We start from the raw sequence: 22129 nt of genomic DNA on the forward strand, positions 1-22129 counted from the left end.
GGCTACTTGGGATAGAGCGGTGGCAGGCTACCTGCTTCGCCCGACGGCGCCAGCACCTGCTCGGCCGGCGGAATCGAGCCGATCGCTCGCCACAGCTCGTCGCCGTGCCAGTACTGGCCACTCTCGCTGTACAGCGCGCCATTCAACCCATCCAGCGCATCGGACAACGGCACGAAGCGCGCCGCCATCTCGGCCAGGGTTTCCGGCTGTTGCCGAGCCCAGGCGTCCAGCGCCTGGCGGGTGGCCTGCGGGTCGTTGGCCTGGCAGGCGCGCTTGAGGTCGTCGAGCAGCGTGCGCGGGCTCGGGCCGGTCTGTGCCGCGCGCAGCACCGCCGGTTGCGAGCGGGCCCGCCACCACAGGGTGAAGCCGAGCAGGGTGGTCAGGGCCAGGACCAGCGTGGCCAGCTGCCAGGGCCAGAGCGGGCCGGGGCTCAGGTTGCCGTCGCCGACGGGCGTGTCGGCGCTCAGCGCCGGGTTGTCCTGCACGTTCAGGGTGCGGGCCGGCAGGCTGCTGTGCTCCAGGTGGTCTTCGCGGGTGTTCCACCAGGTCACCTCCAGCGCCGGCAAGGCCAGGTCGCCAGCGTGGGTCGGCACCAGCGCCTCGCGTTCCTCGCGGTTGGCGACCATGCCGCGCTCGCCGATCTCGTTGCGTAGCAACGGCTGGTCGGGGTAGCGGCGCAGGCCGGTGACCTCGGTGGCCGGCAGCGGTGGCAACTGGGTGCTCGACAGGCCCTCGGCGCGCACGGTGATGTTGCGCGTCAGCGAGTCGCCTATTTGTGTTGGCTGACGCTCCGGGTCGGGGTTCCAGTGCTCTTCCAGGGTCAGGCTGCGGGCCGGCAGCCAGGGGCGGTCGGCCGGGTAGCTGGCCGGGATCGGCTTGACCGTCAGGCGCAGCGGCAGCGAGCTGACCTGCACCTGGCGGCCGACCCGCGGCGTGCCGGCCGGCTGTTCGCCATTGTCGGCGGCGGTGGCGGTGAAGCGCAGCGGCGGCACTTCAAGGCTGCCGCTCTGTTGCGGATAGATCGCATAACGGGTCTCGATCACCCCGTGGCGCACGCCGTTGATGTCCTTCTCAAAGGTGCGCGACTCGCCCAGCGGGTCGACCTTGGCGTTTTCCAGCTGCAGCGGGCTGAGGCTGCTGTCGTCGTACAGCGCCACCGAATGGTAGATGCGCAGGGTCAGCACGGCCTGGGCCTGGACATAGACCTCGCTGCTGTCCAGGGTGGCCTCGACGAACACCTGCGCCGCCGCGTCCGGGCGCTGGCTGTCGGCTTGCTGTACCTGCAGTTCGATGGCCTGGCTGCGCGACTGGCCCAGTTGCAGCTCGGGGATGCGCAGGCTGCCGCTGCGCCGGGGCAGCAGGGTGATGATCCAGCGGGTGCTGGCGCGGGTCTCGCCGTCCAGGGTGTGCAGGCTGTTGAGCTGGCGCGTGCCGCGCACCTCGAAGTCGGGCTCGAGGGCGCGCAGGTCGGGCTTGCCGAACTGGGTGACGTCCTGGCTCTCGAGGGTGAGTTCCAGGGTTTCGCCGGCTTCCAGGCGCGTGCGGTCGACGCTGGCCTGCAGGATCGGTTCGGCCTGTGCCGCGAGGCTCCATAGCAGGCCGAGGAGAAAGACGCCGAGGCGACTCATCGTGGGGTTTCCTGATGCAATTGCTGTTCGTACCAGAATTTGCGCCGCAGCAGTTCCGCCGGATTGTCGGGGATCTCCCGCAGCCATTGCTCCAGGGCCTGGCGCTGTTCGGCGTCGAGGCTGGTGGAGAGCGGCCGCTGGGGCGGCTGGGTGAGGCTGTCGTCATCGCCGCCGGCAGCGCCGGGCGGGGCCTGGGTGTTGCCCTGGCTGTCGCCGTTCTGCTGGCCTTGGGCCTGTTCGTCGCTGCCAGGTGTGCCCTGGGCCTGGCTGCTGGTCGAGCTGCTGTTGCCTTCGGTCTCGTTGCCGGGGGTGCCTTGGGCATCGGCGTTGTTCGGTTGTGTCTCGGCGCTGGCCTGGCGCTGTTGCAGCAGTTGCTGGACCAGGGCCTGGTTGTCCAGTGCCGCCTTCAGGTCGGGCTGGCGCTCCAGGGCCTGCTCATAGGCGTCCAGCGCTGCTTCCAGTTCGCCGGCGCGGGCCAGGGCGTTACCCCGATTGTAGTGGGCGGCCGCCGTGCCGGCCTGGGCGAAGGCGGCGGCGGCGCCTTCGAAATCGCCGGCCTGGTACAGGGCCATGCCGCGCCACTGGCTGTCCTCGAAGTGCCGTGCCGCCTCGGCCGGGCGTTGCCGCTCCAGCAGGCGCTGGCCCTGCTGGTCGGGACGCAACCACAGGTCGTTGAACTCGAAGGCCTGGCTCGGTTGCGGCAAGGCCAGCAGCAGCGGCAGGCAGAACAGCCAGCCACGCCGGCCGGCGCAGGCGGCGAGCAGCAGCAGGGGCAGCAACAGCCAGTAGCCCTGGTCGGCCCAGCTGTCCAGTTGCAGGGTCTGGCCATCGTTGTGCAGCAGCCGCGGGTTGTCGAACAGACCCAGGCCGCGCAGGTCGAGGTCGTCGATGCGGGCGTGGCGGTAGCGTCCACCGGTCGAGCCAATGAAGCTCTTCAGCGAGGCGCTGTCCAGGCGCGGCAGGAGGATGCCGCCCTGGTCGTCCTTCAGGTACTCGCCATTGGCCTGGCGCACCGGCGCGCCTTCGCCGCTGCCGACGCCCAGCATCAGCAGGCTCGGGCCCTGGCGTCCGAGGGCCTGGCGGATGCCTTCGCGCTCCGGCTCGCTCAATGACGAGCCGATCAGCAGCAGGCGGCCCTGGCCGAGGCCGCTCTGGGCGAGCAGGGCCAGGCCCTTGTGCACGGCGAGGTCGGCGCGCTGGCCGGGTTGCGGCATGATCGACGGGTCGACGGCCTCGAGCAGGTTGCGCGTGGTACCCAGGTCATCGGACAGCGGCACCAGGGTGTGGGCGGAGCCTGCGTAGACGATCAGCGCGGTCTGGCTGTCGCGGCGGTGCTCGAGCAGGTCGAGGATCTTGCGCCGGGCCTGTTCCAGGCGGTTCGGCGTGCTGTCCTCGGCGAGCATCTGCGGCGTCAGTTCGAGCAGGATCACCAGCGGGTCGGCCGGGCGTTGGCGGGTTTCCTCCAGGCGCTGCCAGCTGGGCCCGAGCAGGGCCAGGACGATCAGCAGCCAGGCCAGGCCCAGGGCGATCCACGGCAGCTTGCTGGTGCTGCCGCTGCCGCCGCCGAGCAGGACCGCATGGAATGGCTGCGGCAGGATCAGCTGCCAGCGCCCGGCGCGCTTGCGCCGGTGCCAGAGCTTGAACAGCAGCCAGCCGAGCAGGGGCAGCACCAGCAGCCAGAGTGGGCGCAGCCATTGTGGCCAGAGTTCGATCATCGCCGCCTCCTCAGGCGCAGGCGCTTGAGGCGCTGGCGCCATTCCGGGTGGGGCTGCAGGAAGCGTGGCTTGCGCAGCAGGCGTTGCAACAGGTTGTCCGGCCACTGCACGGCCACCACCAGCAGCACGCTGAGCAGCAGCGCCAGGGCCAGCGGCCAGGCGTACAGGGCATGGGCGGTGCGTGCCTGGGTCGGCTGCTGAGCCACCGGTTCCAGTTGGTCGAGGGTGTCGCCGATGGCGCCCAGCTCGGCGCCGTCGTGGGCGCGGAAGTAGCTGCCGTGGGTGATCTCGGCGATCTCCTTGAGCGAGGCTTCGTCCAGGTCCAGGCTCGGGTTCAGCCCGAGCAGGCCCGGGGTGCCGCTGGCCTCGGGATTGGCGCCGATGCCGATGGTGTAGATACGCACGCCTTCCTGGGCGGCCAGGCGGGCGGCGGTCAGCGGGTGGATCTGCCCGCCGTTGTTGGCGCCGTCGGTGATCAGGATCAGCACTCGGCTCTGCGCCGGCCGCTGGCGCAGGCGCTTGACCGCCAGACCGATGGCGTCGCCGATGGCGGTGTTCTTGCCGGCGATGCCGATCTGTGCCTCGTCGAGGAAGGTGCGCACGGTACGCCGGTCGAAGGTCAGCGGGGCCTGCAGGTAGGCCTGGCTGCCGAACAGGATCAGGCCGACGCGGTCGCCCTGGCGGTCCTGGAGGAAGTCGCCCATCAGCGCCTTGACCAGGTCCAGGCGGCTGATTTCATCGTCCTTCCACTGCATGTCAGGGAAGTCCATGGACCCCGACACGTCCACCGCCACCAGCAGGTCGCGGCCACTGGCCGACACCGGCAGCGGATCGCCCAGCCACTGCGGGCGGGCGGCGGCCAGCAACAGCAGCAGCCAGATCAGGATGAACGGCGCCTGCTGGCGCCAGGTTGGCAGGTTCAGCCGCGCGCGGCGCCCGGCCAGGCCTTCGAGTTCATCAAGGAAGCCTACCTTGAGCACCGGCTCACCGCTGTCGGCGGCAGGCAGCGCCAGGCGCGCCAGCCAGGGCAGCGGCAACAGCAGGAAGATCCACGGCCAGGCCAGTTCAAACATGCTTGCGGATCCAGGTTTCGACCGCCTGGGCGAGCCCGGCGATGGCCTTGTCGTCGAGCTTGCACTCGGGCTTGTAGGTGCCTTCGACCAGCACCATCCAGCGGGTCAGGCCGGCGGCCGGGCAGCGGTTGTCGAGAAACGCCAGCCACTGCCGGCCATTGAGGGTGTGGCTGTTGGCACCGGGATAGTCGTTGCGGCACAGGCGCTTGAGCAGGGCGTTGATCTGCTGCAGCCAGGCGCCGGCCGGCGCGCCGTCGTAGGGGCGCGGCAGGCGTGCCAGCTCCGCCAGCGCCTCGACTCGGATCGGGTCCAGCGGCAGTTCGGCGCGCACCACCTTGCGCTTGCCCGGGCGCCAGTGGCGCAGACGCCACAGGCCCCAGCCGAGCAATGGCAGCAAGGCCAGCAACAGCCACCAGCCTGGGGCCGGCGGCCACAGGCCGATGGCGGGCGGTGCGATCAGCGGTTGCAGCTGATCCAACGGGTTCATTTGGCGCTCCCGGGACGCTGCGCGTTCAGGTATTCGCGCAATTGCTCGATCATCTCACTCTGGGTGCTCAGCGGCATCAGCACCACCCGCAGCTTCTGTGCCAGCAGTTCCCAGCGTTCGATGCGCGCTTCGGCCTGCTGGCGGTAGGCCTGGCGCAGGTTGGCATCCAGCGTGTCGAGTTCCAGTTGCGCGCCGCGCTGGGCGAAACGCAGCAGGCCGGCGGCGGGCAGGGCATGGTCGAGCGGGTCGCTGACCGGCATCAGCAGCACGTCGCAATGCCGTGAGAGCATGGCCAGGTGCTGCTCGACGCCGGCACTGAGGGCGCGTTCGTCGCAGATGACGATGGCCAGACTGCCCGGGCGCAGCACTTCGCGCGCCCGGCGCAGGGCCAGGCCCAGGCTGTCGGGCTGCGGCACGGCCTCGGTGTGCAGGGCCTGGTTGACCTTGGCCAGGCGGTTGAGCAGTTGCAGCAGGCTCTGCTTGCTGCGCCGTGGCTTGATCTCGTGGGGCTCGCTGTCACCGAACACCAGCCCGCCGATGCGGTCGTTATGGCCCAGCGCCGCCCAGCCGAACAGGGCCGCGGCCTGGGCCGCCAGCACCGACTTGAACATCAGCCCGGAGCCGAAGAACAGCCGCTGGCTCTGCTCGACCATGATGAAGATCGGCCGCTCGCGCTCTTCATGAAAGAGTTTGGTGTGCGGTTCCTGGGTGCGCGCGGTGACGCGCCAGTCGATGTTGCGCACATCGTCGCCGGCCTGGTACACCCGCACCTGGTCGAAGTCCACACCGCGGCCACGCAGCTTGGAGTGGTGCAGGCCCACCAGCGGGCTGCGCTGGCCGGGCCGGGAGAACAGCTGGATCTCGCGCACGCGGTGGCGCATGTCGATCAGGTCGGCCAGGCCGATGCGGATGCCGGGTTCTGCCAGCTGTGTGGTGGGCATGGGTCAGGCGACGGCGACGACGTCGAGGATGCGCTGGACCACGCGGTCCTGGTCGACCCCGGCCGCCTCGGCCTCGAACGAGAGGATGATGCGGTGGCGCAGCACGTCGAACAGCACCGCCTGGATATCCTCGGGGCTGACGAAGTCGCGTCCGGCCAGCCAGGCGTGGGCGCGCGCGCAGCGGTCCAGGGCGATCGAGCCGCGGGGGCTGGCGCCGTAGGCGATCCAGTCGGCCAGCTCGCCGTCGAACTTGGCCGGGGTGCGGGTGGCCATGACCAGCTGCACCAGGTACTCCTCCACCGCATCGGCCATGTACAGGCCGAGGATTTCCTTGCGCGCGGCAAAGATCGCCTGCTGGCTGACCCGGCGCTCGGGCTTCACTTCGCCGCCCAGGGCTTCGCCGCGGGCCTGCAGGAGAATGCGCCGCTCGACGGTGGCATCCGGGAAACCGATCTTCACGTGCATCAGGAACCGGTCGAGCTGGGCCTCGGGCAGCGGGTAGGTGCCTTCCTGCTCGATCGGGTTCTGCGTGGCCATCACCAGGAACAGCGGCGACAGCTCGTAGGTGCTGCGCCCGACGCTGACCTGGCGCTCGGCCATGGCTTCGAGCAGCGCCGACTGCACCTTGGCCGGGGCGCGGTTGATTTCGTCGGCCAGCACCAGGTTGTGGAAGATCGGCCCTTGCTGGAACACGAAGCTGCCGGTTTCCGGGCGGTAGATCTCGGTACCGGTGATGTCGGCCGGGAGCAGGTCGGGGGTGAACTGGATGCGATGGAATTGCGCCTCGATGCCTTCGGCGAGCTCCTTGATGGCCTTGGTCTTGGCCAGCCCCGGGGCGCCCTCGACCAGCATGTGGCCGTCGGCCAGGAGCACGATCAGCAGGCGCTCCACCAGTTTTTCCTGGCCGAGGATCTGGGAGGAGAGAAAGGTGCGCAGCGCGATCAGCGCTTCACGGTGTTCCATCGTTGGCGGTTCCTGGGGATGGGCCCTGGCGCGCTGTGAGCGGTGGCCGGGCGGGGGTGGATACTTTAATCCATCCGGGGGGGCGGGGACCAATGGCGGTTTGCAAAATTAGTGTAAAGCAGCGAACGGGGTCCGAAGACCTTGCGACCTGTTCGCCCGCAAGCCTGGACCGCTGATGAACCTTTCATGACAAAACTTCGGTAGCAAAGCGCCACCCCCGTCAAAGCCATGGATACCGACAAGGCATCTGGCCATCAGGCCGGTCGAGCCTTGGGGAACGGCCTGGGAGCGGGGCGATGGGGACTATGGAACGCTACACGAAGGTGGGAATGCAGGAGCTCGACCAGCGCCTGGCGAAGATCGTCGAGGCCGCGCGCAAGCAGCCGGTCTCGGTCTACCGCTACGGCGCGCCCTGGGTCTGGATCGTCTCCCAGGAAGACTGGCAGGGCGCCCTGCGCGAGGTGGCCAGTTGCGTGCCGCCCGGGCATTCGCTGGCGCAGCTGAAGCCGCGCATCGAGGCCTTGCTGGACGAGCACCGCCCTGCGCTGGCGCTGCTGGCCGAACAGCAGGGCATGATCATCGCCCCGCACACGCTGATGCACGTGCTGCTGCTGCAGCTGCTGTATTCGGTACCCAGTGAGAAACAGCTCTACGAGCAACTCAACTACAACCTGCTGTTCCGCTGGTTCGCCGGCCTGGAACTGAAGTCGCGGGTGTGGAACTTCAGCCTGTTCAGCCATGACCTCGGTGTGCTGCTGGGCAGCGCCATGGCCGTGTCGCTGCTGCAGCGCATGGTCGACGAGGTGCTCGGCGCAAGCCTGCAGGCGATGCCCGAGTTCAGCCTCAACCTGGCCCTGCTGCACAGCTGGCTGGCACGTCACCAAGGTCAGGCCGCGCCTGACGCAAACCACTAGAAACCCAACGAATTCCTGGCGCTCAAGGGGGCGGTGTGGAGCATTTTTTCTTCAAGCGATGCGCCATCGGCGCAGGGCTGCTGTCGTGCCTGCTGGCGCTCGAGGTGGTCGCGGACGAGGCGCAGCGCCGGGTCGAGATCAATGAATACGTGGTGCGCGGCAATACGGTGCTCGACGCCCAGGCCATCGAAGAGGCGGTCTATCCCTACCTGGGGCCGGACAAGACCCTGGCCGACCTCGAAGGCGCCCGCGAGGCCCTGCAGAAAAGCTACCAGGCCCGAGGCTACCAGTCGGTGTTCGTCGAGCTGCCCGAGCAGAAGGTCGAGGGCGGCGTGGTCTACCTGCAGGTGAGCGAGACCAAGGTCGGCCGCGTGCGGGTGGTGGGCGCCAAGCATTACTCGCCGCTGGAGATTCGTGAGCAGGTCCCGGCGCTGGAGGAAGGCAAGGTGCCCGACTTTGCCCAGGTCCAGGACGAACTGGCCACGCTCAACCGCACGCCGGGCCGGCAGGTCATGCCGCTGGTGCGTGAAGGCCAGCGGCCGGGCACCATGGACGTCGACCTGCAGGTCGAGGACAAGCAGCCCTGGAACCTGAGCCTGGGCCTGAACAACGACCACAGCGCCGACACCGAGAAGCTGCGCAGCGTCGTCAGCCTGGGCTACAACAATCTCTGGCAGGCCGGCCACAGCGTCTCGCTGACCTGGTTCACCGCGCCCCAGGACCGCGACAACGCCGAGGTCTGGTCCGGTTCCTACGCCGCGCCCCTGAACGAGCGCTGGACCGTGCAGTTCTCCGGCTACCATTCCGACAGCAACGTCGCCACGGTGGGCGGCACCAACGTCCTGGGCAAGGGCCATTCCTATGGCGTTTCGGCAATCTACAACCTGCCGGGCGTCGGTGCCTGGGCCAACGCCCTGTCGATCGGCGTGGACTTCAAGGACTTCGACGAGCAGGTCGGCCTGGGCGGCAGCAGCGACAAGGTTCCGCTCAAGTACGCCCCGATCACCCTGGGCTACACCGGCTACCGCTTCACCGAACAGGACCAGCTGAGCCTGGGCCTGAGCCTGGTGGCCGGCACCCGTAGCCTGCTGGGCTACGGCAGCGATGACGCCGAGTTCGACTACAAGCGCTACCGCGCCGATTCCAGCTTCGCCGCGCTCAAGGGCGACGGCAGCTACACCTTCGACTTCGCGGGCTCCTGGCAGAGCGCCTCGAAGCTGGCCTTCCAGCTGGCCTCGGGGCCGCTGGTGTCGAACGAGCAGTTCGCCGCCGGCGGTGCCACCTCGGTGCGCGGTTACCTGGCCGCCGAGCGCACCGGGGACGACGGCCTGCTGTTCTCCCAGGAGCTGCGCACCCCGTCCATCGGCCGCTACGTCGGCAGCTACATCAGCGACTGGCGCTTCTACCTGTTCGCCGAAGGCGCCCAACTGCGCCTGCAGGACGCGCTGCCCGAGCAGGACGACCGCTACAGCCTGGCCAGTGTCGGCGTCGGCACCCGCGCCACGCTCAATGACTGGCTGTCCGGCAGCGTCGACTGGGCCGTGCCGCTCAAGGATGGCCCCAACACCGACAAGAACGCTTCCCGTGTGCACTTCAGCGTGCAGGCGACTTTCTGAACTCACTGACCGGCATCGACCTGGAGACCTCTCATGCAACGCCTGATATTGACCTTGCTGCTGTGCCTGGGCTTCGCCCTGCCGGGCAGCGCCAGTGCCTGGTGGCAGGACGACTGGATGTACCGCAAGCAGATTGCCGTGGACACCACCCCCCAGGGCGCCGGCCTGACCCAGGCGCTGGGCCGCACCGCGCTGCTGGTACGCCTGCATACCGGCAACTTCAGCTTCGACGGCGTCAGCGAGACCGGCGCCGACATCCGCTTCGTCGGCGCCGATGACAAGACCGTCCTCAACCACCACGTCGAGCAGTTCGATCCGCTGATGGGCATGGCGCTGATCTGGGTGGACGTGCCTCGCATAGAGGCGGGCCAGCGCCAGGACCTGTGGATGTACTACGGCAATCCGAAAGCCCAGGCGCCTGTCGGCCAGCCCAGCTTCGACGCCGACTACACCGTGCTCTACCACTTCGACGGTGCCACCGCGCGTGATGCCAGTCCCTATGGCAATCAGTTGCAAGGCCCGACGGTGAGCGTCGATGGCGTGATCGGCCGGGCCATCCAGCTCGGCGGCCAGGGCCTGCAACTGCCGGCCAGCGCCTCGCTGCAGTTGCCGGTAGGCGCGGCGTTCACCTTCAGCACCTGGCTGCGCCAGGACCAGGCGGTGGGCGAGCAGTTGCTGCTGGCCCGTCGCGAGGCCGGCCACAGCCTGCTGCTGGGCCTGGCCCAGGGCGTGCCGTTCGTCGAGGTCGACGGCCAGCGCGCCAGCGCCAATCAGGCGGTGAGCGCCGGCCAGTGGCAACACCTGGCCCTGGTGGGCGAGGGCGGCAACCTGAGCCTGTTGCTCGAAGGCCAGCCGGTGGCGCGCCTGGCCGTCAGCCTGGCGGCCTTCAGCGGTGCCATCGGCGTCGGCGGCGACCTGCCGGCGGCCGAAGGCGAGGTGGCCAGTCACTTCGCGTCGTTCGTCGGTGCCCTGGACGAACTGCGCCTGTCGCGCGTGGCCCGTAGCCAGGCCAGCCTGCAGGCCGACGTGCTGGCCCAGGGCGCCGAGTCGCGCCTGGTGGCGTATGGCGTCGACGAGGAACAGTCGGGCTTCGGATTCGGCGGCCTGGGCTTCCTGCTCAAGGCGGTGCCGGTGGACGCCTGGGTGATCATCGCCATCCTGGTGCTGATGATGGTGCAGTCGTGGGTGATCATGCTGCGCAAGCAGCGCGCCCTCAACCGCGTCACCGCCGCCAACACTCGCTTTCGCGAGCACTTCGCCACGGTCGGCACGCGTCTGGAGCAGTTCGCCGACGATCAGGACCTGCATAAGCGGCTGACCGACTCCTCGCTATGGCATCTGTACCTGGTGGCCGTGCAGGAACTGCGCACCCGCCGCGCCCAGGGCGCCGACACCAGCTCAGTGTCCGCTGCCACCATCGAGGCCATCCGCTGCTCCATGGACGGCGTGCGCACCCGCGAGAACCAGGCGTTGTCGTCGAAGCTGTCGACCCTGTCCAACGCCATTGCCGGCGGCCCCTACATCGGCCTGTTGGGCACGGTGCTGGGGATCATGGTGGTGTTCCTCGGCACCGCCATGGCCGGCGACGTCAACATCAACGCCATCGCCCCGGGCATGGCCGCGGCGCTGCTGGCCACCGCCATGGGCCTGTTCGTCGCCATCCCCGCGCTGTTCGGCTACAACCGCCTGACCACGCGCAACCGCGAGGTCAGCGCCGACATGCGGGTGTTCGTCGACGAGTTCATCACCCGCCTGGCCGAGCTGCACGGCGAGGGCCAGGCCGGTGAAGCGGCGCAGCGTCCGGCCGGGCGCAGCGTCAACCCGTCGGTTCCGGCGTGAGGGCGCAGCCATGGCATCCGTGAACAACGCCCATGACGACGACGCCGACGCCGCGGTCGACAGCATCAACATCACCCCGCTGGTGGACGTGCTGATGGTGGTGCTGGTGATGTTCATCCTCACCGCCACCGCGCAGGTCTCCGGGATCCAGGTGCAGTTGCCCAAGGCCAGCGCCACGGTGTCGCTGGCCCAGCCCAAGACCAAGGCGATCTCGATCAACGACGCCGGCCAGGTGTTCCTCGACGCCTACCCGGTGACGCTGCAGGAGCTGGAGGACCGCCTGCGCAGCGAGAAGGCGCGCAACCCGGACTTCCCGCTGATCGTGCGCGGCGACGCGGGCGTGCAGTACCAGAAGGTGGTCGAGGTGCTCGACCTGCTGCGCCGTCTTGAACTGGCCCAGGTCGGGCTGGTCACCGGCAAGCCGAACCAGGGATGAGCGCAGGCATGGAACGTACAGCCAACCCCCGCCGCCTGCTGACCTGGGCCGTGCTCGCCGTTGCCGGCGCAGGCCTGGCCTGGCTGCTGTGGCAGTGGGCCAATGACATGGCCGGGGTGCGCCGCGAGGCGCCCAAGGTGCCGGCGATCATCCCGCTGCCACCGCCTCCGCCGCCACCCCCGCCCGAGCCGCCCAAGGAGCCCGAGCCGCCGGTCGAGGAGAAGATCGTCGAGCCTCAGCCGGTGCCCGAGGCCGAGGAGGTCAAGCCCGCCGAGGAGGCGCCCGACCCGGCCCAGGACCTGGCCGAGCCGATGCAGATGGACGGCGACGCGCAAGCGGGCGGCGACAGTTTCAACGTCGGCGCCGGCAAGGGCGGCGGCATGGCTGGCGGCGGCGGGGGGCTGGGCAGTGGCACCTACAGCCAGTACCTGGCCTACGCCTTCCAGCGCCTGCTGCGCGACAACCCCGAGCTGCGCAACCTGGTGTTCAACCTGCAAGCCGAGATCTGGCTCAGCGCCGCCGGCGAGATCACCCGTGTCGAGCTGCTGCGTGGCAGCGGCGAGCCAGAGGTGGACGCCCAGGTGCTCGCCGCCCTGCGCGGCGCCCGTGCCCTCGACCAGCGTCCGCCCGCCAGCCTGACCTTGCCGGTGAAGATTGCCCTGCAGGGGCGCCGGCCATGAACAACGAAGCACGACTGACCCACAGGAGTTGCAAACCCATGAAGTGCCCAGTCAACCGATTGACCCTGGCGCTCGGCCTGCTGGCCGCCGCCACCGCGGTCGGTCCGACCGTCGTCCACGCCGCGCCGTCGGAGAATGCGACCGTCAACCTGATTCGCCTGCTGGTGGAGCAGGGCGTGCTCAAGCAGGACAAGGCCGATGCGCTGATCGCCCAGGCCGAGCGCGAGGCCCAGCAGGCCAGGGTCGCCGGCAGCGCCGCGCCGATTGTTGCCCAGGCCCCGTCCGCCAACGGCGAGGTGCGCGTGCAATATGTGCCGGCCATCGTCCGCCAGCAGATCCGCGACGAGATCAAGGCCGAGGTGATGAACACCGCCAAGCAGGAAAACTGGGCCGCGCCCAACACCTTCCCCGACTGGGCCTCGCGCATCAGCTTCGACGGTGACCTGCGCCTGCGCTACGAGTCGCGCTCGTACGCCGACGGCAACAGCAACGAGATCGTCGATTTCGCCAGGCTCAACGAAAAGGGGCCTTACGACGTCAACCCCAACAGCAGCTCGAGCCTGCCGCCGCTGCTCAACACCCGCGAGGACCGCGACAGTCTCCTGCGCCTGCGGGCGCGCTTCGGCCTCAAGGCGCAGCTGGCGGACAACTGGGTGGCCGGCATCCGCGTCGCCACCGGGTCCAACAACAATCCGGTCTCGACCACCCAGAACCTCGGTGGCGGCTTCGGCAAGAAGGACATCTGGCTCGACCAGGGCTACGTCACCTGGACGCCGAGCGAACGCCTGACGCTGACCGGCGGGCGTATCGCCAACCCGTTCATGTCCACCGACATCCTGTATTCCCACGACCTCAACTTCGATGGCGTGGCGGCGCTGTTCGACCAGCCGCTGGGCCGCGACCTCAGCCTGTTCGGCACCGTCGGCGCATTCCCCGTGCAGTACAGCGACGACAACGCCACCAGCAACGGCCTGGACAAGGAAGACAGCGACAACAAGTGGCTGTACGGCGCGCAGCTGGGCGCGAAATGGGCGCTCAACGACCACAACCGGCTCAAGGGCGCGATGGCCTACTACCGCTTCGATGACATCGCCGGCGAGCGCTCCAGCCCCTGCGCCCCGTGGGACGGCCAGCCGGCCTGCGACAGCGATGAAAGCCGGCCGACCTTCATGCAGAAGGGCAACACCGTGTTCCTGCTGCGCGACATCACGCCGAACCCGGCCAACCCGGCGGCCACGCCGCAGCCGCAGTTCGTCGGCATTGCCTCGGAATTCGAGCTGCTCGACCTGAACCTGGTATGGGACGCCGACCTGCCTCATGACTTCAAGCTGCGCAGCCAGGCCAACTACATCCACAACCTGGCCTACGACGAGGGCGACATGCGCAAGCGCTCGGCGGGACAACTGGCCAACAACCTCGACGAGAACGGCAATATCAAGAGCGGCGGCGATGCCTGGATGTTCCAGTTCACCCTGGGCAACGCCCTGGACATGCGCAAGGCCGGCGACTGGAACCTGTTTGCCGGTTACAAGCGCATCGAACCCGACGCGCTGCCGGACGGCTTCAACGACTCGAGCTTCCACCTCGGCGGCACCAACGCCAAGGGTTATTTCCTCGGTGGCAACTACGGCCTGGCCGACAACGTCTACGCTACAGCCCGTTGGTTGAGCAGCGAGGCGGTCTACGGCGCGCCGTTTGACATCGATGTGCTACAACTTGAAGTCAACACGCGATTCTAGGGAAGGAGCACGGGCATGAACAAGGGAGCTTATCGCCACCGCTGCACCTGGTTGATGCTGGCCCTGGGCGCAAGCCTGGCGGCCTCGGCGTCGGCCGAGACCCTCGAGGAACGCCTGCGCACCCAGCTGCGCAGCACCACGCAACAGCTGCAGGCCCTGCAGAGCGAGCAGGCCCAGGCCAGCGCCGCCCGCCAGGCGGCCGAGCAGCAGCGCGACGCGGCCCTTGGCCAGGTGCGCGAATTGACCGCGCAACTGGCCAAGGCCCGTGGCCAGAGCGAGCAACTGGCCGGCCAGCAACAGGCCGTGCACAGCCAGGCCCAGGCGCTGGTGGCCAGCAGCAATGAACAACTGCACAAGTACAAGCAGGCCTACGACGAGCTGCTGGCGATGGCGCGCACCAAGGAAAGCGAGCGCGCCACCCTGCAGGCGCAGCTGGGCGAACGTGACGGCCAGGTGCAGCAATGCCAGGCCCGCAATCAACAGATGTACGGGGTGGCCAAGGAGATGCTGGCCGCCTACGAGAAGGTCGATATCGCCGATGTCATGAAGATGCGCCAGCCTTTTGCCGGTGGCGCCCGGGTCAAGTTCGAGGAGCTGGCCCAGGCTTACGGCGACAAGCTCTACGAAAGCCAGTTCGACGCCCCCAAGGGCGTGACCCAGTGATGTTTTCTCAACGCAAGGAAGTAAGCACATGACCGAAGTCACCCTGATCGAAACCGTTAGCGCCGACTCCCTGACCCAGCTGCTGCAGGATGCCGGCTGCCGGGTCAATCGCACCGAGCAGAATGCCGTGGTGCAGTTGCTCAGCGCCAGCCAGGGCGTGGGTTATGCCGTTCGTTTCGGCAACCGGGCCGCGGGCAAGGAGGGCGAATTCCTCGACTTCACCTTCAGCTGTGCCCTGCGTATCCAGGGCGAGCTGCCGGCGGGCCTGGCCGAGCACTGGAATGCCAGCCGGCGCTTCGCCCGCCTGTCGGTGCAGGGCGAGTTCCTGGTGATGGAGCAGGACGTGGTGGTCGCCGACGGCGTCAGCCAGCAACACCTGCTGGGTAGCCTGGTGCTGTGGGACCGGCTGCTGCAGGAGCTGATCGTCTATCTGCGTGACTACAGCCGTAACGTGGCCGACCAGCAGAAAGCCCAGGTCGGCCACGACGAAGAGCGCGCCTCGTGACGGCGCGCACTTTCTGGGCCGGCGCCGGTGCGCTGGCCATTGTCGCGGTGGCGGTCGCCCTGGTCTTGCGCCCGGGCGACGAGCCGGTGGCGGCGGCGCGTCCGGCGTCGCCTGCCGCCCTGGTGGCCGCCGACAATGGCCCGGTACTGGCGCGCCTGGGCGAGCAGCAGGTCGGCAGCGGCGAGCTCAAGGCGCTGTTCGCCCAGTTGCCCGAAGAGGCCCGCGCCAGCCTGCGCGGCGACCGCCCGGCACTGGAGGCCTGGATCCGCGCTCGCCTGGCGGAAAAGGCCCTGTACCAGCAGGCCGAGGCCCAGGGCTGGTTGCAGCGCCCGGAAATCCAGGTGCAGACCCGCGCGGCCACCGAGCAGATCGTCCTGCGCAACTACCTGAACTCGGTGAGCAAGGTGCCCGACGATTACCCTGGCGAGGCGGAGCTCAAGCAGGCCTACGAGGCAGGCAAGGCCGGGTTGCAGTTGCCGGTGCGCTATCGCCTGAGCCAGATCTTCCTGCGGGTGGAGAACCCCAGGGACGACGAGGCCGTGCGCAAGCAGGCCCAGGCGCTGGCCAAGCAGGCCCAGGCCGCCGATGCCGACTTTGCCGCACTGGCCCGCGAGCACTCCCAGGATGCCGGCACGGCCGCAGGCGGCGGCGACACCGGCCTGCAAGCGCTGGCGCAGTTGTTGCCAGAGGTGCGCGGGGTGGTGCCCAAGCTCAAGGTGGGCACGGTCAGCGAACCGGTGCAGAGTGCGGCGGGCTACCACATCATCAAGCTGGTCGAGCAACAGCCCGCCCGGGCGGCGACCTTCGAGGAGGTGGCGCCACGCCTGCGCGAGTTGCTGCGTGCCCAGCGCCAGGAGCAGGTGGCCAAGGCCTATGTCGAGGGCATGTTCGACACCGCCACCCTGAGTATCGATGGCGCGGCGCTGAACCAGGTGCTGGAGAGCAGCAACCGCTAGTCGCCAACAACCATGGAAGAACCGGGCCTGCCCAGGCGGGCCCGCGGGAGGCGAGGAATGCCGATCGATCTGCCCCGGGGGCGAGCCCCCGATATCACCGTGCCTGTCGTTCGTCCCCAGGTGCCGCTGGCCCTGGACGAACAGACCCTGAACTGTTTCCTGGTCACCGCGCGCTGCGGCTGTTTCATGCAGGCGGCGCGGCGGCTCAACCTCAAGCCGGTGGCCTTGCGCAAGCGCCTGGCGGCGCTGGAGGCGCGCCTGGGCTACAGCCTGTTCGTCAACCGCAACAACAACCCGGTGCTCAGCCAGCAGGGCGAGCGCCTGCTGCAGATACTCCAGGCGCGCGAGCCGGTCGTGCCGTTGCCGCGAGAGCAAAGCGCCAGCGTACGCCTGGCCGTGGCCGAACCGCTGCTGCAGGACCTGCTGGGTCGCAACCTGATCAACTTCGTGCGCCAGCATGCCGGCATGCGCCTGGAGGTGGCCACCCTCGACGGTCGCCAGGTACCCGAACAGGTCGCCGATGTCGCCCTGTGGTTGGGCGACGCCAGCCACGGTGCCCGCGCCGGCAGCTTTGCCGGTGCCGCCCCCGAGGCCCTGGCCACCCTCGAGTACCTGCCGCATATCGCCAAGCGCTACGCCCGCGAGGCCAACCGACCGACCCGCCTGGCGGACCTGCAGGACTACATGCTGGTGCAATGGCAGGGCGAGGTAGGTGTGCAGGCGCTGATGCCCTGGCAGGCGTTGCTGCGGACCCGTTCGGCCGGGGTGACGCAGATCGAGGATTACGAAATGTACTGCCAGCTGATCAAGTGCAGCGCCAGTGTCGGCTTGCTGCCGCACTATGCGACGCACCTGGACCGCGGGTTGCTGGCCCTGCCGGGCCTGTTCCGCGAACCGATGCGGCGGCGGGTGTGGCTGGCGGTCAACGGGCAGACCGAGGGCGATCCACTGGTGCAGGTGATGGTCGGGGCGATCCGGGCGGCGTTCGAGGAGCGTCGCGAGTGGTTCGCCAGCCTGTAGGCGGGCGGTTTATCCCGCCTTGCGCAGCGTGAGGTTGATCCGCCGCTCGCCCATGCGCGGGTGCACGCCCGGCTTGATCGGCAATACGCCATGAAAGCGCAGGCGGTCCTCGCCGCCCCAGACGAGCACATCGCCGTGGCTCAGCGGGATGTGCCGGGGGCGGTCCGAGCGTTGCAGCCCGCCGAACAGAAATACCGCAGGCAAGCCCAGCGAAATCGAGACGATCGGCTGTCCGTAGTCCTGTTCGTCGCGGTCCTGGTGCAGGCTCAGGCGGGTACCGGGCAGGTAGTGGTTTACCAGGCAGGCATCGGCCACGAAGCCATCGAAGCCCGCTTGCGCGGCGGCGCGGGTGGCCATATCGACCAGCAGCGGGGGCAGGGCGGGCCAGGGCTTTGCGCTGACCGGGTCGATGGGGGTGTAGCGGTAGCCGTTCTCGTCGCTGACCCAGCCCAGCGCGCCACAGTTGGTCAGGGCCACGGCCATGCGCAGGCCGCCGGGGGTATGCATGTGACGAAACGGTGCCGCGCGCAGCACGGGGCGCAGGGCGTCGAGCAGGGCTTCGAGTTCGGGCAGGGCGAAACCGGGCAGCAGCAGGGTATGGCGCGCCAGGCGCTGGGGATGGGGGTCGAAGAGATCGAGGCTGGACTGGATCATGTCTGGAGGCTGCTGCCTGGGGAGGGGGCCATTATATCCTCCCGAGACAGCAGTTGGCGGTGGTCTACCTGGGAAATCCTGGCCAATGCCCGGGATTGTCCTCGATCCATGTGTTGCCAGGTCAGTTCTTCGACTTCGAATGCCGCCAGCCCTGGTCAAGGAATGCAAACACCACCACCAGCACCCCGGCCACCGCCAGGATCAAGGTTACGCCATCGGTGGAATGAGTCGCCGACCCGGCCACCAGCGCCAGCCCGCCCAGCGGTGCCAGGCCACCGGCCACGGCGGTGCCGACCTCGCGGCCGGTGCCGAACCCCGACGAACGCGTCTGGGTCGGGAACTGCCGGCTGAGGAACGAGCCCTGCGGGGCGAACATCATCGGCGCCAGGATCCCGGTGCCCACGGCGATGGCCAGGTAGATCATCATCGGCTCGCCGGTCGACAGCAGTTGCAGGAACGGGAAGGCGAACAGCGCCGACAACAGCCCGCCGAGCATCAGCACGGTCTTGCTGCTCCACTTGTCGCACAGCCAGCCGAAGAACGGCACGGCAAAGATCGCCACCAGGCTGGCCAGGGTCACCGACAGCGAGGTGACATGGGCCTCGACGCCCTTGAACTGGGTCAGGTAGGCCAGCGAGAAGGTCTTGAAGATATAGCTCAGGGCGTTGTAGCCCACGGCCACGAAGAACACCACCGCCAGGCCCTTGAGGTCGTTCCTGAACAGCAGCTTGAGTGGCGACACCTGCGGCTTGTCGTCGGCCTTGTCCAGTTCCTTGAAGTCCGGGGTCTCGGGGATGCTCTTGCGCACCCACAGGCCCACCGCCACCAGGGCGATACTGGCGATGAACGGGATGCGCCAGCCGCCGGCCAGCAGGAACTCGTTGCCGTTCATGGTCAGCAGGTACACGGTCAGCGACGACAGCAGCAGGCCCAGGTTCAGCCCCAGCGCCGGCCAGGCGCCCTGGCTGCCGCGCTTGCCTTCGCTGGCGTGCTCGTAGGAGGTCACCGCCGCGCCGGACAGCTCGGCGCCGGCGCCCAGGCCCTGGATGATGCGGATGATCACCAGCAGGATCGGTGCCCAGATGCCGATGGTGGCGTAGCCGGGGATCAGGCCGATCAGCATGGTGCACAGGCCCATCATGCAGAAGGTGATCACCAGCACGTGCTTGCGTCCGAAGCGGTCGCCCAGGTAGCCGAACAGCACGCCGCCGAAGGGGCGGGCGATGAAGCCGATGGCGAAGGTGGAGAACGCCAGCAGCGAGGCCACCGCCGGGTTGCTGGGGTCGAAGAAGATCTTCGAGAAGACGATCGCCGCCATGGTCGCGTAGAGGTAGAAGTCGTACCACTCCAGCATCGAGCCGAAGATGGTCGCCGCCGCTACCTTGCGCAGGCGCTTGCGTTGCTGTTCGGGGGTTTCGCTCGCGGCCAGGGCCGTCTCGTGTACCGACATCGGGGGTTTCCTTGTTGTCTTTGTAATTGTGGGTGCGGCGGGTGGATCAGCGGGCCTGGAGAATCTTCTCGGCGATCATCTGGCCGATGGGGATGGCCGAGGTGGCGGCGGGCGATGGCGCATTGCACACATGCACCATGCGTGGCGTCTCGGCGAACAGGAAGTCGTGCACCAGGGTGCCGTCGCGCATCACCGCCTGGGCGCGGATGCCGGCCTCATAGGGCAGCAGGTCCTCGACTTCGAGGGACGGGCAATACTTGCGGCACTGCTCCAGGTAGCCGCGCTTGAACAGCGAATTCTTCATCTCGGTGGTGCCGGAGCCGAGGTTGTTCCAGATGGTTTTCCAGAAGCCCGGGAAGCGTGCGTACTCGGCGACATCGCGCCAGTTCACCGAGAACTTGCGGTAGTTCTCCCGGCCGAAGCCGAGCACCGCGTTGGGGCCGACGGTGACGCTGCCGTCGATCATCCGCGTCAGGTGCACGCCGAGGAACGGCAGCTCCGGGTCGGGGATCGGGTAGATCAGGTGGTTGACGATTTGGTTCTTGCTCGCCGGCAGGCGGTAGTACTCGCCGCGGAAGGGGATGATCTGATGGTCGATCTTCACGCCTGCCAGACGGGCCAGGCGGTCGGACTGCAGACCGGCGCAGGCCACCAGCTGGCGGGCGCGCCAGGCGTTGCCGTCGGCGCTGATCGCGACGTGGTCGGCATGTTCCTGGATGGCGCGCACGGTGGTGGACAGGCGCAGTTCGCCGCCGGCCTGGCGGATCACCTTGGCCATGGCGTCGCACACCTGCTGGTAGTCGACGATGCCGGTGGCATCGAGGAACAACGCGCCCTTGCCGACGATGTTCGGCTCCCGCTCGCGCAGGGCGCCGGCATCCAGGCGCTCGACCTTCAGGCCATTCTGCTGCGAGCGCTCGTACAGCGCCTGCATGCGCTGCACCTCCAGGTCGTTGGAGGCCACCAGCAGCTTGCCGCAGACCTCGAAGGCGATGCCGTGCGCGCTGCAGAAGTCCTTGGTGGCCTGGGCGCCGCGCTTGCACAGGTCGGCCTTGAGGCTGCCGGGCGCATAGTAGATGCCGGCATGGATCACGCCGCTGTTGTGGCCGGTCTGGTGGCGGCCGAGGCTGGCCTCTTTTTCCAGGATCAGTAGCGAAGCGCCGGGGCGTTGTTCGAGCAGGGCCATCGCGGTGGCGAGGCCGACGATGCCGCCGCCGATGATGCAGTAGTCGTAGGTCATGCAGGGTACCTTGGTATTCTTGTCGGTGAATCTGCTTATCAGGTTGTCAGACTAAGTAGTGCGCGTGAAAGCCTCGCCAGGCCGCGATGGGGTTCTCCGGGGTCAGTCGAGGTCGGGAAGGTCGAGTTTCAGGCGCTTGGCCGAGGCGCGCAGGTGGGCCTCGGCGCAGCCCGCCGCCGCCTGGCGGTCGCCATCGGCGATGGCCTGGTACAGCGCCCGGTGCTCGCGCAGGGCATCGGCCGAACCGCCCACCGCCGGGGTGGCGGAGTTTTCCCAGGCGGTGCGCCGGGCGGCGGCCAGCTGGCCGCCGAGGAAATCGTGGAAGGCGACGAAGTAGTCGTTCTTGCTGGCTTCGGCGATGGCGCGGTGGAACGCCACGTCGGCGGCCGAGGCCGTGGCGAAGTCGCTGCGCGGGTCTTCCATGGTGCCCAGGGCGCTGGCCATGCGCGCGAGGTCGTCGGCGTCGCGGCGGCGGGCGGCGATGGCGGCGGCCTGGGTCTCGATCCACAGGCGCATCTCGAACATCTGCACCAGATCCGGCTTGCGCCCCTGGCTGCCGGGGAAGCGGAACACCGTGCCGCTGGGCGTCTGCGAGATGTACGAACCGAGCCCGCGGCGGGCGATCAGCACCCCGTCGGCCTTGAGCTGCGCCACGGCCTCGCGCACCACCGAGCGGCTGACATTGAGCTGTTCAGCCAGTTGCTGTTCGGTGGGCAGGCGCGATTCGGCGGCCAGGCGGCCGGAATCGATCTCGGCGCGGATGGCGCTGACGACCCGTTCGACGAGGGTGTCGGGGCGCTGGAGCTGGAGCATGGACAGAGGTTTCTTGTTGGTCAGGTTGTCAGACAATGCCTGCTCTGATGCCCAGCTGTCAATGCTGCCAGTGTTTCTGTAGGGGATCGGAGCTGCGCTGTAAGTATCCGGCGTGGGAGCGGGCTTGCCCCGCGATGGGGTGTATGGCACCGGCTTCGCCGGTGATCGCGGGTCAAGCCCGCTCCCACGCTGTCCTGGTTAAGTCAGAAAATTACGTTTTGTTCGTGAGAGGGCGATGTATCGGTTCAGAGCTCGGACACGAACGTCCCGGTCCCGTCGAGGATATTGCGCAAGGTCAGCGCCACTTCCTCCAGGTCGGTTCCGGCGCTGGTCAGAATGATCTCCAGTTCCTCATCCCCCTTCAGCGCATCACGATCTCCGGCCGCCACCTCGATCAGCAGCCGCTGCGCACTCAGGGTCACCTTCAGCCCGTCCAGGGTCGACGGCTCGTCATCCAGGGTCAGGTCGACGGTGTCCTCGTCCGGATAACGGGTCAGCAGGAACATCTGGCCCTTGTCGCTGTGGCAGCACAGGGTCGCCATGTTGTCTTCCTCATCGTCACAGGGGGTGGCGAAGAGCAGGGCGGTTTTCAGTTGCATGGGCGGCTCGGGTCAATGGCAAGGGAAAGGAATTCTGACAGCCTTGGCGGCCGCGATAAACGTAAAGTTACCGCGCATTGACCGAAATTGTCGCAGCGCTGCAAGCCGTAGTGACCGTTCAGTCGTTAAGCTCCCCAGTCGGTGGACATGACGCTCATGTCCAACGCCTGGTTTTACCGTCCGGCTTGCCGCGGGTTG

The 22129-nt window shown here is 68.3% G+C and carries 21 protein-coding genes; 10 read left to right on the forward strand and 11 right to left on the reverse strand.

The genetic code is table 11. The features are described 5' to 3' along the window. Positions 1-2 precede the first annotated feature (2 nt). The 6 genes from HU735_RS19220 to HU735_RS19245 are packed head-to-tail and all read right to left on the reverse strand — an operon-like array spanning position 3 to position 6807. Entirely contained in the window at positions 3-1628 is a 1626-nt protein-coding gene (locus HU735_RS19220; protein WP_186714800.1) for a BatD family protein, read from the reverse strand. Then, a complete protein-coding gene (locus tag HU735_RS19225) occupies positions 1625-3343 on the reverse strand; it encodes a tetratricopeptide repeat protein (protein WP_050706546.1) in 1719 nt (572 codons plus the stop codon). The genes HU735_RS19220 and HU735_RS19225 overlap by 4 nt, the downstream gene beginning before the upstream one ends. Further along, on the reverse strand, positions 3340-4416 hold the full coding sequence (locus HU735_RS19230; RefSeq protein ID WP_186714801.1) for a VWA domain-containing protein: 1077 nt from the start codon (positions 4414-4416) through the stop codon (positions 3340-3342). Before HU735_RS19230 ends, HU735_RS19225 begins: the two co-directional genes overlap by 4 nt. Next, positions 4409-4903 carry a DUF4381 domain-containing protein gene (locus tag HU735_RS19235; protein WP_186714802.1) on the reverse strand — a complete coding sequence of 165 codons (495 nt, stop codon included), beginning with the start codon at positions 4901-4903 and terminating at the stop codon, positions 4409-4411. Before HU735_RS19235 ends, HU735_RS19230 begins: the two co-directional genes overlap by 8 nt. After that, positions 4900-5844: a DUF58 domain-containing protein gene (locus HU735_RS19240; protein ID WP_186714803.1), complete on the reverse strand. Its 945-nt coding sequence runs from the start codon at positions 5842-5844 to the stop codon at positions 4900-4902. The genes HU735_RS19235 and HU735_RS19240 overlap by 4 nt, the downstream gene beginning before the upstream one ends. A gap of 3 nt (positions 5845-5847) precedes the next feature. After that, positions 5848-6807: a MoxR family ATPase gene (locus HU735_RS19245; RefSeq protein WP_186714804.1), complete on the reverse strand. Its 960-nt coding sequence runs from the start codon at positions 6805-6807 to the stop codon at positions 5848-5850. A 305-nt stretch (positions 6808-7112) separates the two neighbouring features. Between HU735_RS19245 and HU735_RS19250 the strand changes: the two genes are divergently transcribed. Genes HU735_RS19250 through HU735_RS19295 form a run of 10 tightly spaced genes read left to right on the forward strand, consistent with a single transcriptional unit; the run spans position 7113 to position 17175 of the window. Then, a complete protein-coding gene (locus tag HU735_RS19250; protein ID WP_050707630.1) occupies positions 7113-7721 on the forward strand; it encodes a transposase in 609 nt (202 codons plus the stop codon). 35 nt (positions 7722-7756) lie between these two features. After that, on the forward strand, positions 7757-9337 hold the full coding sequence (locus HU735_RS19255) for a ShlB/FhaC/HecB family hemolysin secretion/activation protein (protein ID WP_186714805.1): 1581 nt from the start codon (positions 7757-7759) through the stop codon (positions 9335-9337). Between the two features lie 33 nt (positions 9338-9370). Then, positions 9371-11176 carry a MotA/TolQ/ExbB proton channel family protein gene (locus HU735_RS19260; protein WP_186714806.1) on the forward strand — a complete coding sequence of 602 codons (1806 nt, stop codon included), beginning with the start codon at positions 9371-9373 and terminating at the stop codon, positions 11174-11176. 10 nt (positions 11177-11186) lie between these two features. Continuing rightward, positions 11187-11612: a biopolymer transporter ExbD gene (locus tag HU735_RS19265; RefSeq protein ID WP_050707632.1), complete on the forward strand. Its 426-nt coding sequence runs from the start codon at positions 11187-11189 to the stop codon at positions 11610-11612. Positions 11613-11620: 8 nt separating this feature from the next. Next, entirely contained in the window at positions 11621-12292 is a 672-nt protein-coding gene (locus HU735_RS19270) for an energy transducer TonB (RefSeq protein ID WP_238349855.1), read from the forward strand. 38 nt (positions 12293-12330) lie between these two features. Next, positions 12331-14031 carry a putative porin gene (locus HU735_RS19275; RefSeq protein ID WP_186714808.1) on the forward strand — a complete coding sequence of 567 codons (1701 nt, stop codon included), beginning with the start codon at positions 12331-12333 and terminating at the stop codon, positions 14029-14031. A gap of 15 nt (positions 14032-14046) precedes the next feature. Then, positions 14047-14694 (forward strand): DNA repair protein, encoded by a 648-nt coding sequence (locus HU735_RS19280; RefSeq protein WP_186714809.1) that lies wholly within the window; start codon positions 14047-14049, stop codon positions 14692-14694. A 28-nt stretch (positions 14695-14722) separates the two neighbouring features. Then, positions 14723-15199: a YbjN domain-containing protein gene (locus HU735_RS19285; RefSeq protein WP_186714810.1), complete on the forward strand. Its 477-nt coding sequence runs from the start codon at positions 14723-14725 to the stop codon at positions 15197-15199. Then, positions 15196-16155 (forward strand): peptidylprolyl isomerase, encoded by a 960-nt coding sequence (locus HU735_RS19290; RefSeq protein ID WP_186714811.1) that lies wholly within the window; start codon positions 15196-15198, stop codon positions 16153-16155. The genes HU735_RS19285 and HU735_RS19290 overlap by 4 nt, the downstream gene beginning before the upstream one ends. 57 nt (positions 16156-16212) lie before the next feature. After that, positions 16213-17175 carry a LysR family transcriptional regulator gene (locus tag HU735_RS19295; RefSeq protein WP_186714812.1) on the forward strand — a complete coding sequence of 321 codons (963 nt, stop codon included), beginning with the start codon at positions 16213-16215 and terminating at the stop codon, positions 17173-17175. Between the two features lie 9 nt (positions 17176-17184). Here the strand turns inward: HU735_RS19295 and alkB are convergent, their stop codons facing one another. The 5 genes from alkB to HU735_RS19320 form a co-directional block, all read right to left on the reverse strand. Then, a complete protein-coding gene (gene alkB / locus HU735_RS19300; protein ID WP_186714813.1) occupies positions 17185-17829 on the reverse strand; it encodes a DNA oxidative demethylase AlkB in 645 nt (214 codons plus the stop codon). A 121-nt stretch (positions 17830-17950) separates the two neighbouring features. Beyond that, positions 17951-19279, reverse strand: coding sequence for an MFS transporter (locus HU735_RS19305; protein ID WP_186714814.1), 1329 nt, complete (start codon positions 19277-19279; stop codon positions 17951-17953). 46 nt (positions 19280-19325) lie between these two features. Next, entirely contained in the window at positions 19326-20519 is a 1194-nt protein-coding gene (gene lhgO / locus HU735_RS19310; RefSeq protein WP_186714815.1) for an L-2-hydroxyglutarate oxidase, read from the reverse strand. A 102-nt stretch (positions 20520-20621) separates the two neighbouring features. Continuing rightward, positions 20622-21332 carry a FadR/GntR family transcriptional regulator gene (locus tag HU735_RS19315; protein ID WP_050704752.1) on the reverse strand — a complete coding sequence of 237 codons (711 nt, stop codon included), beginning with the start codon at positions 21330-21332 and terminating at the stop codon, positions 20622-20624. A 245-nt stretch (positions 21333-21577) separates the two neighbouring features. Beyond that, positions 21578-21931 carry a hypothetical protein gene (locus HU735_RS19320; RefSeq protein ID WP_186714816.1) on the reverse strand — a complete coding sequence of 118 codons (354 nt, stop codon included), beginning with the start codon at positions 21929-21931 and terminating at the stop codon, positions 21578-21580. Positions 21932-22129: the final 198 nt, after the last annotated feature.

Source organism: Pseudomonas sp. BW16M2 (assembly GCF_014268865.1).
Classification (GTDB): Bacteria; Pseudomonadota; Gammaproteobacteria; order Pseudomonadales; family Pseudomonadaceae; genus Aquipseudomonas; species Aquipseudomonas peradeniyensis.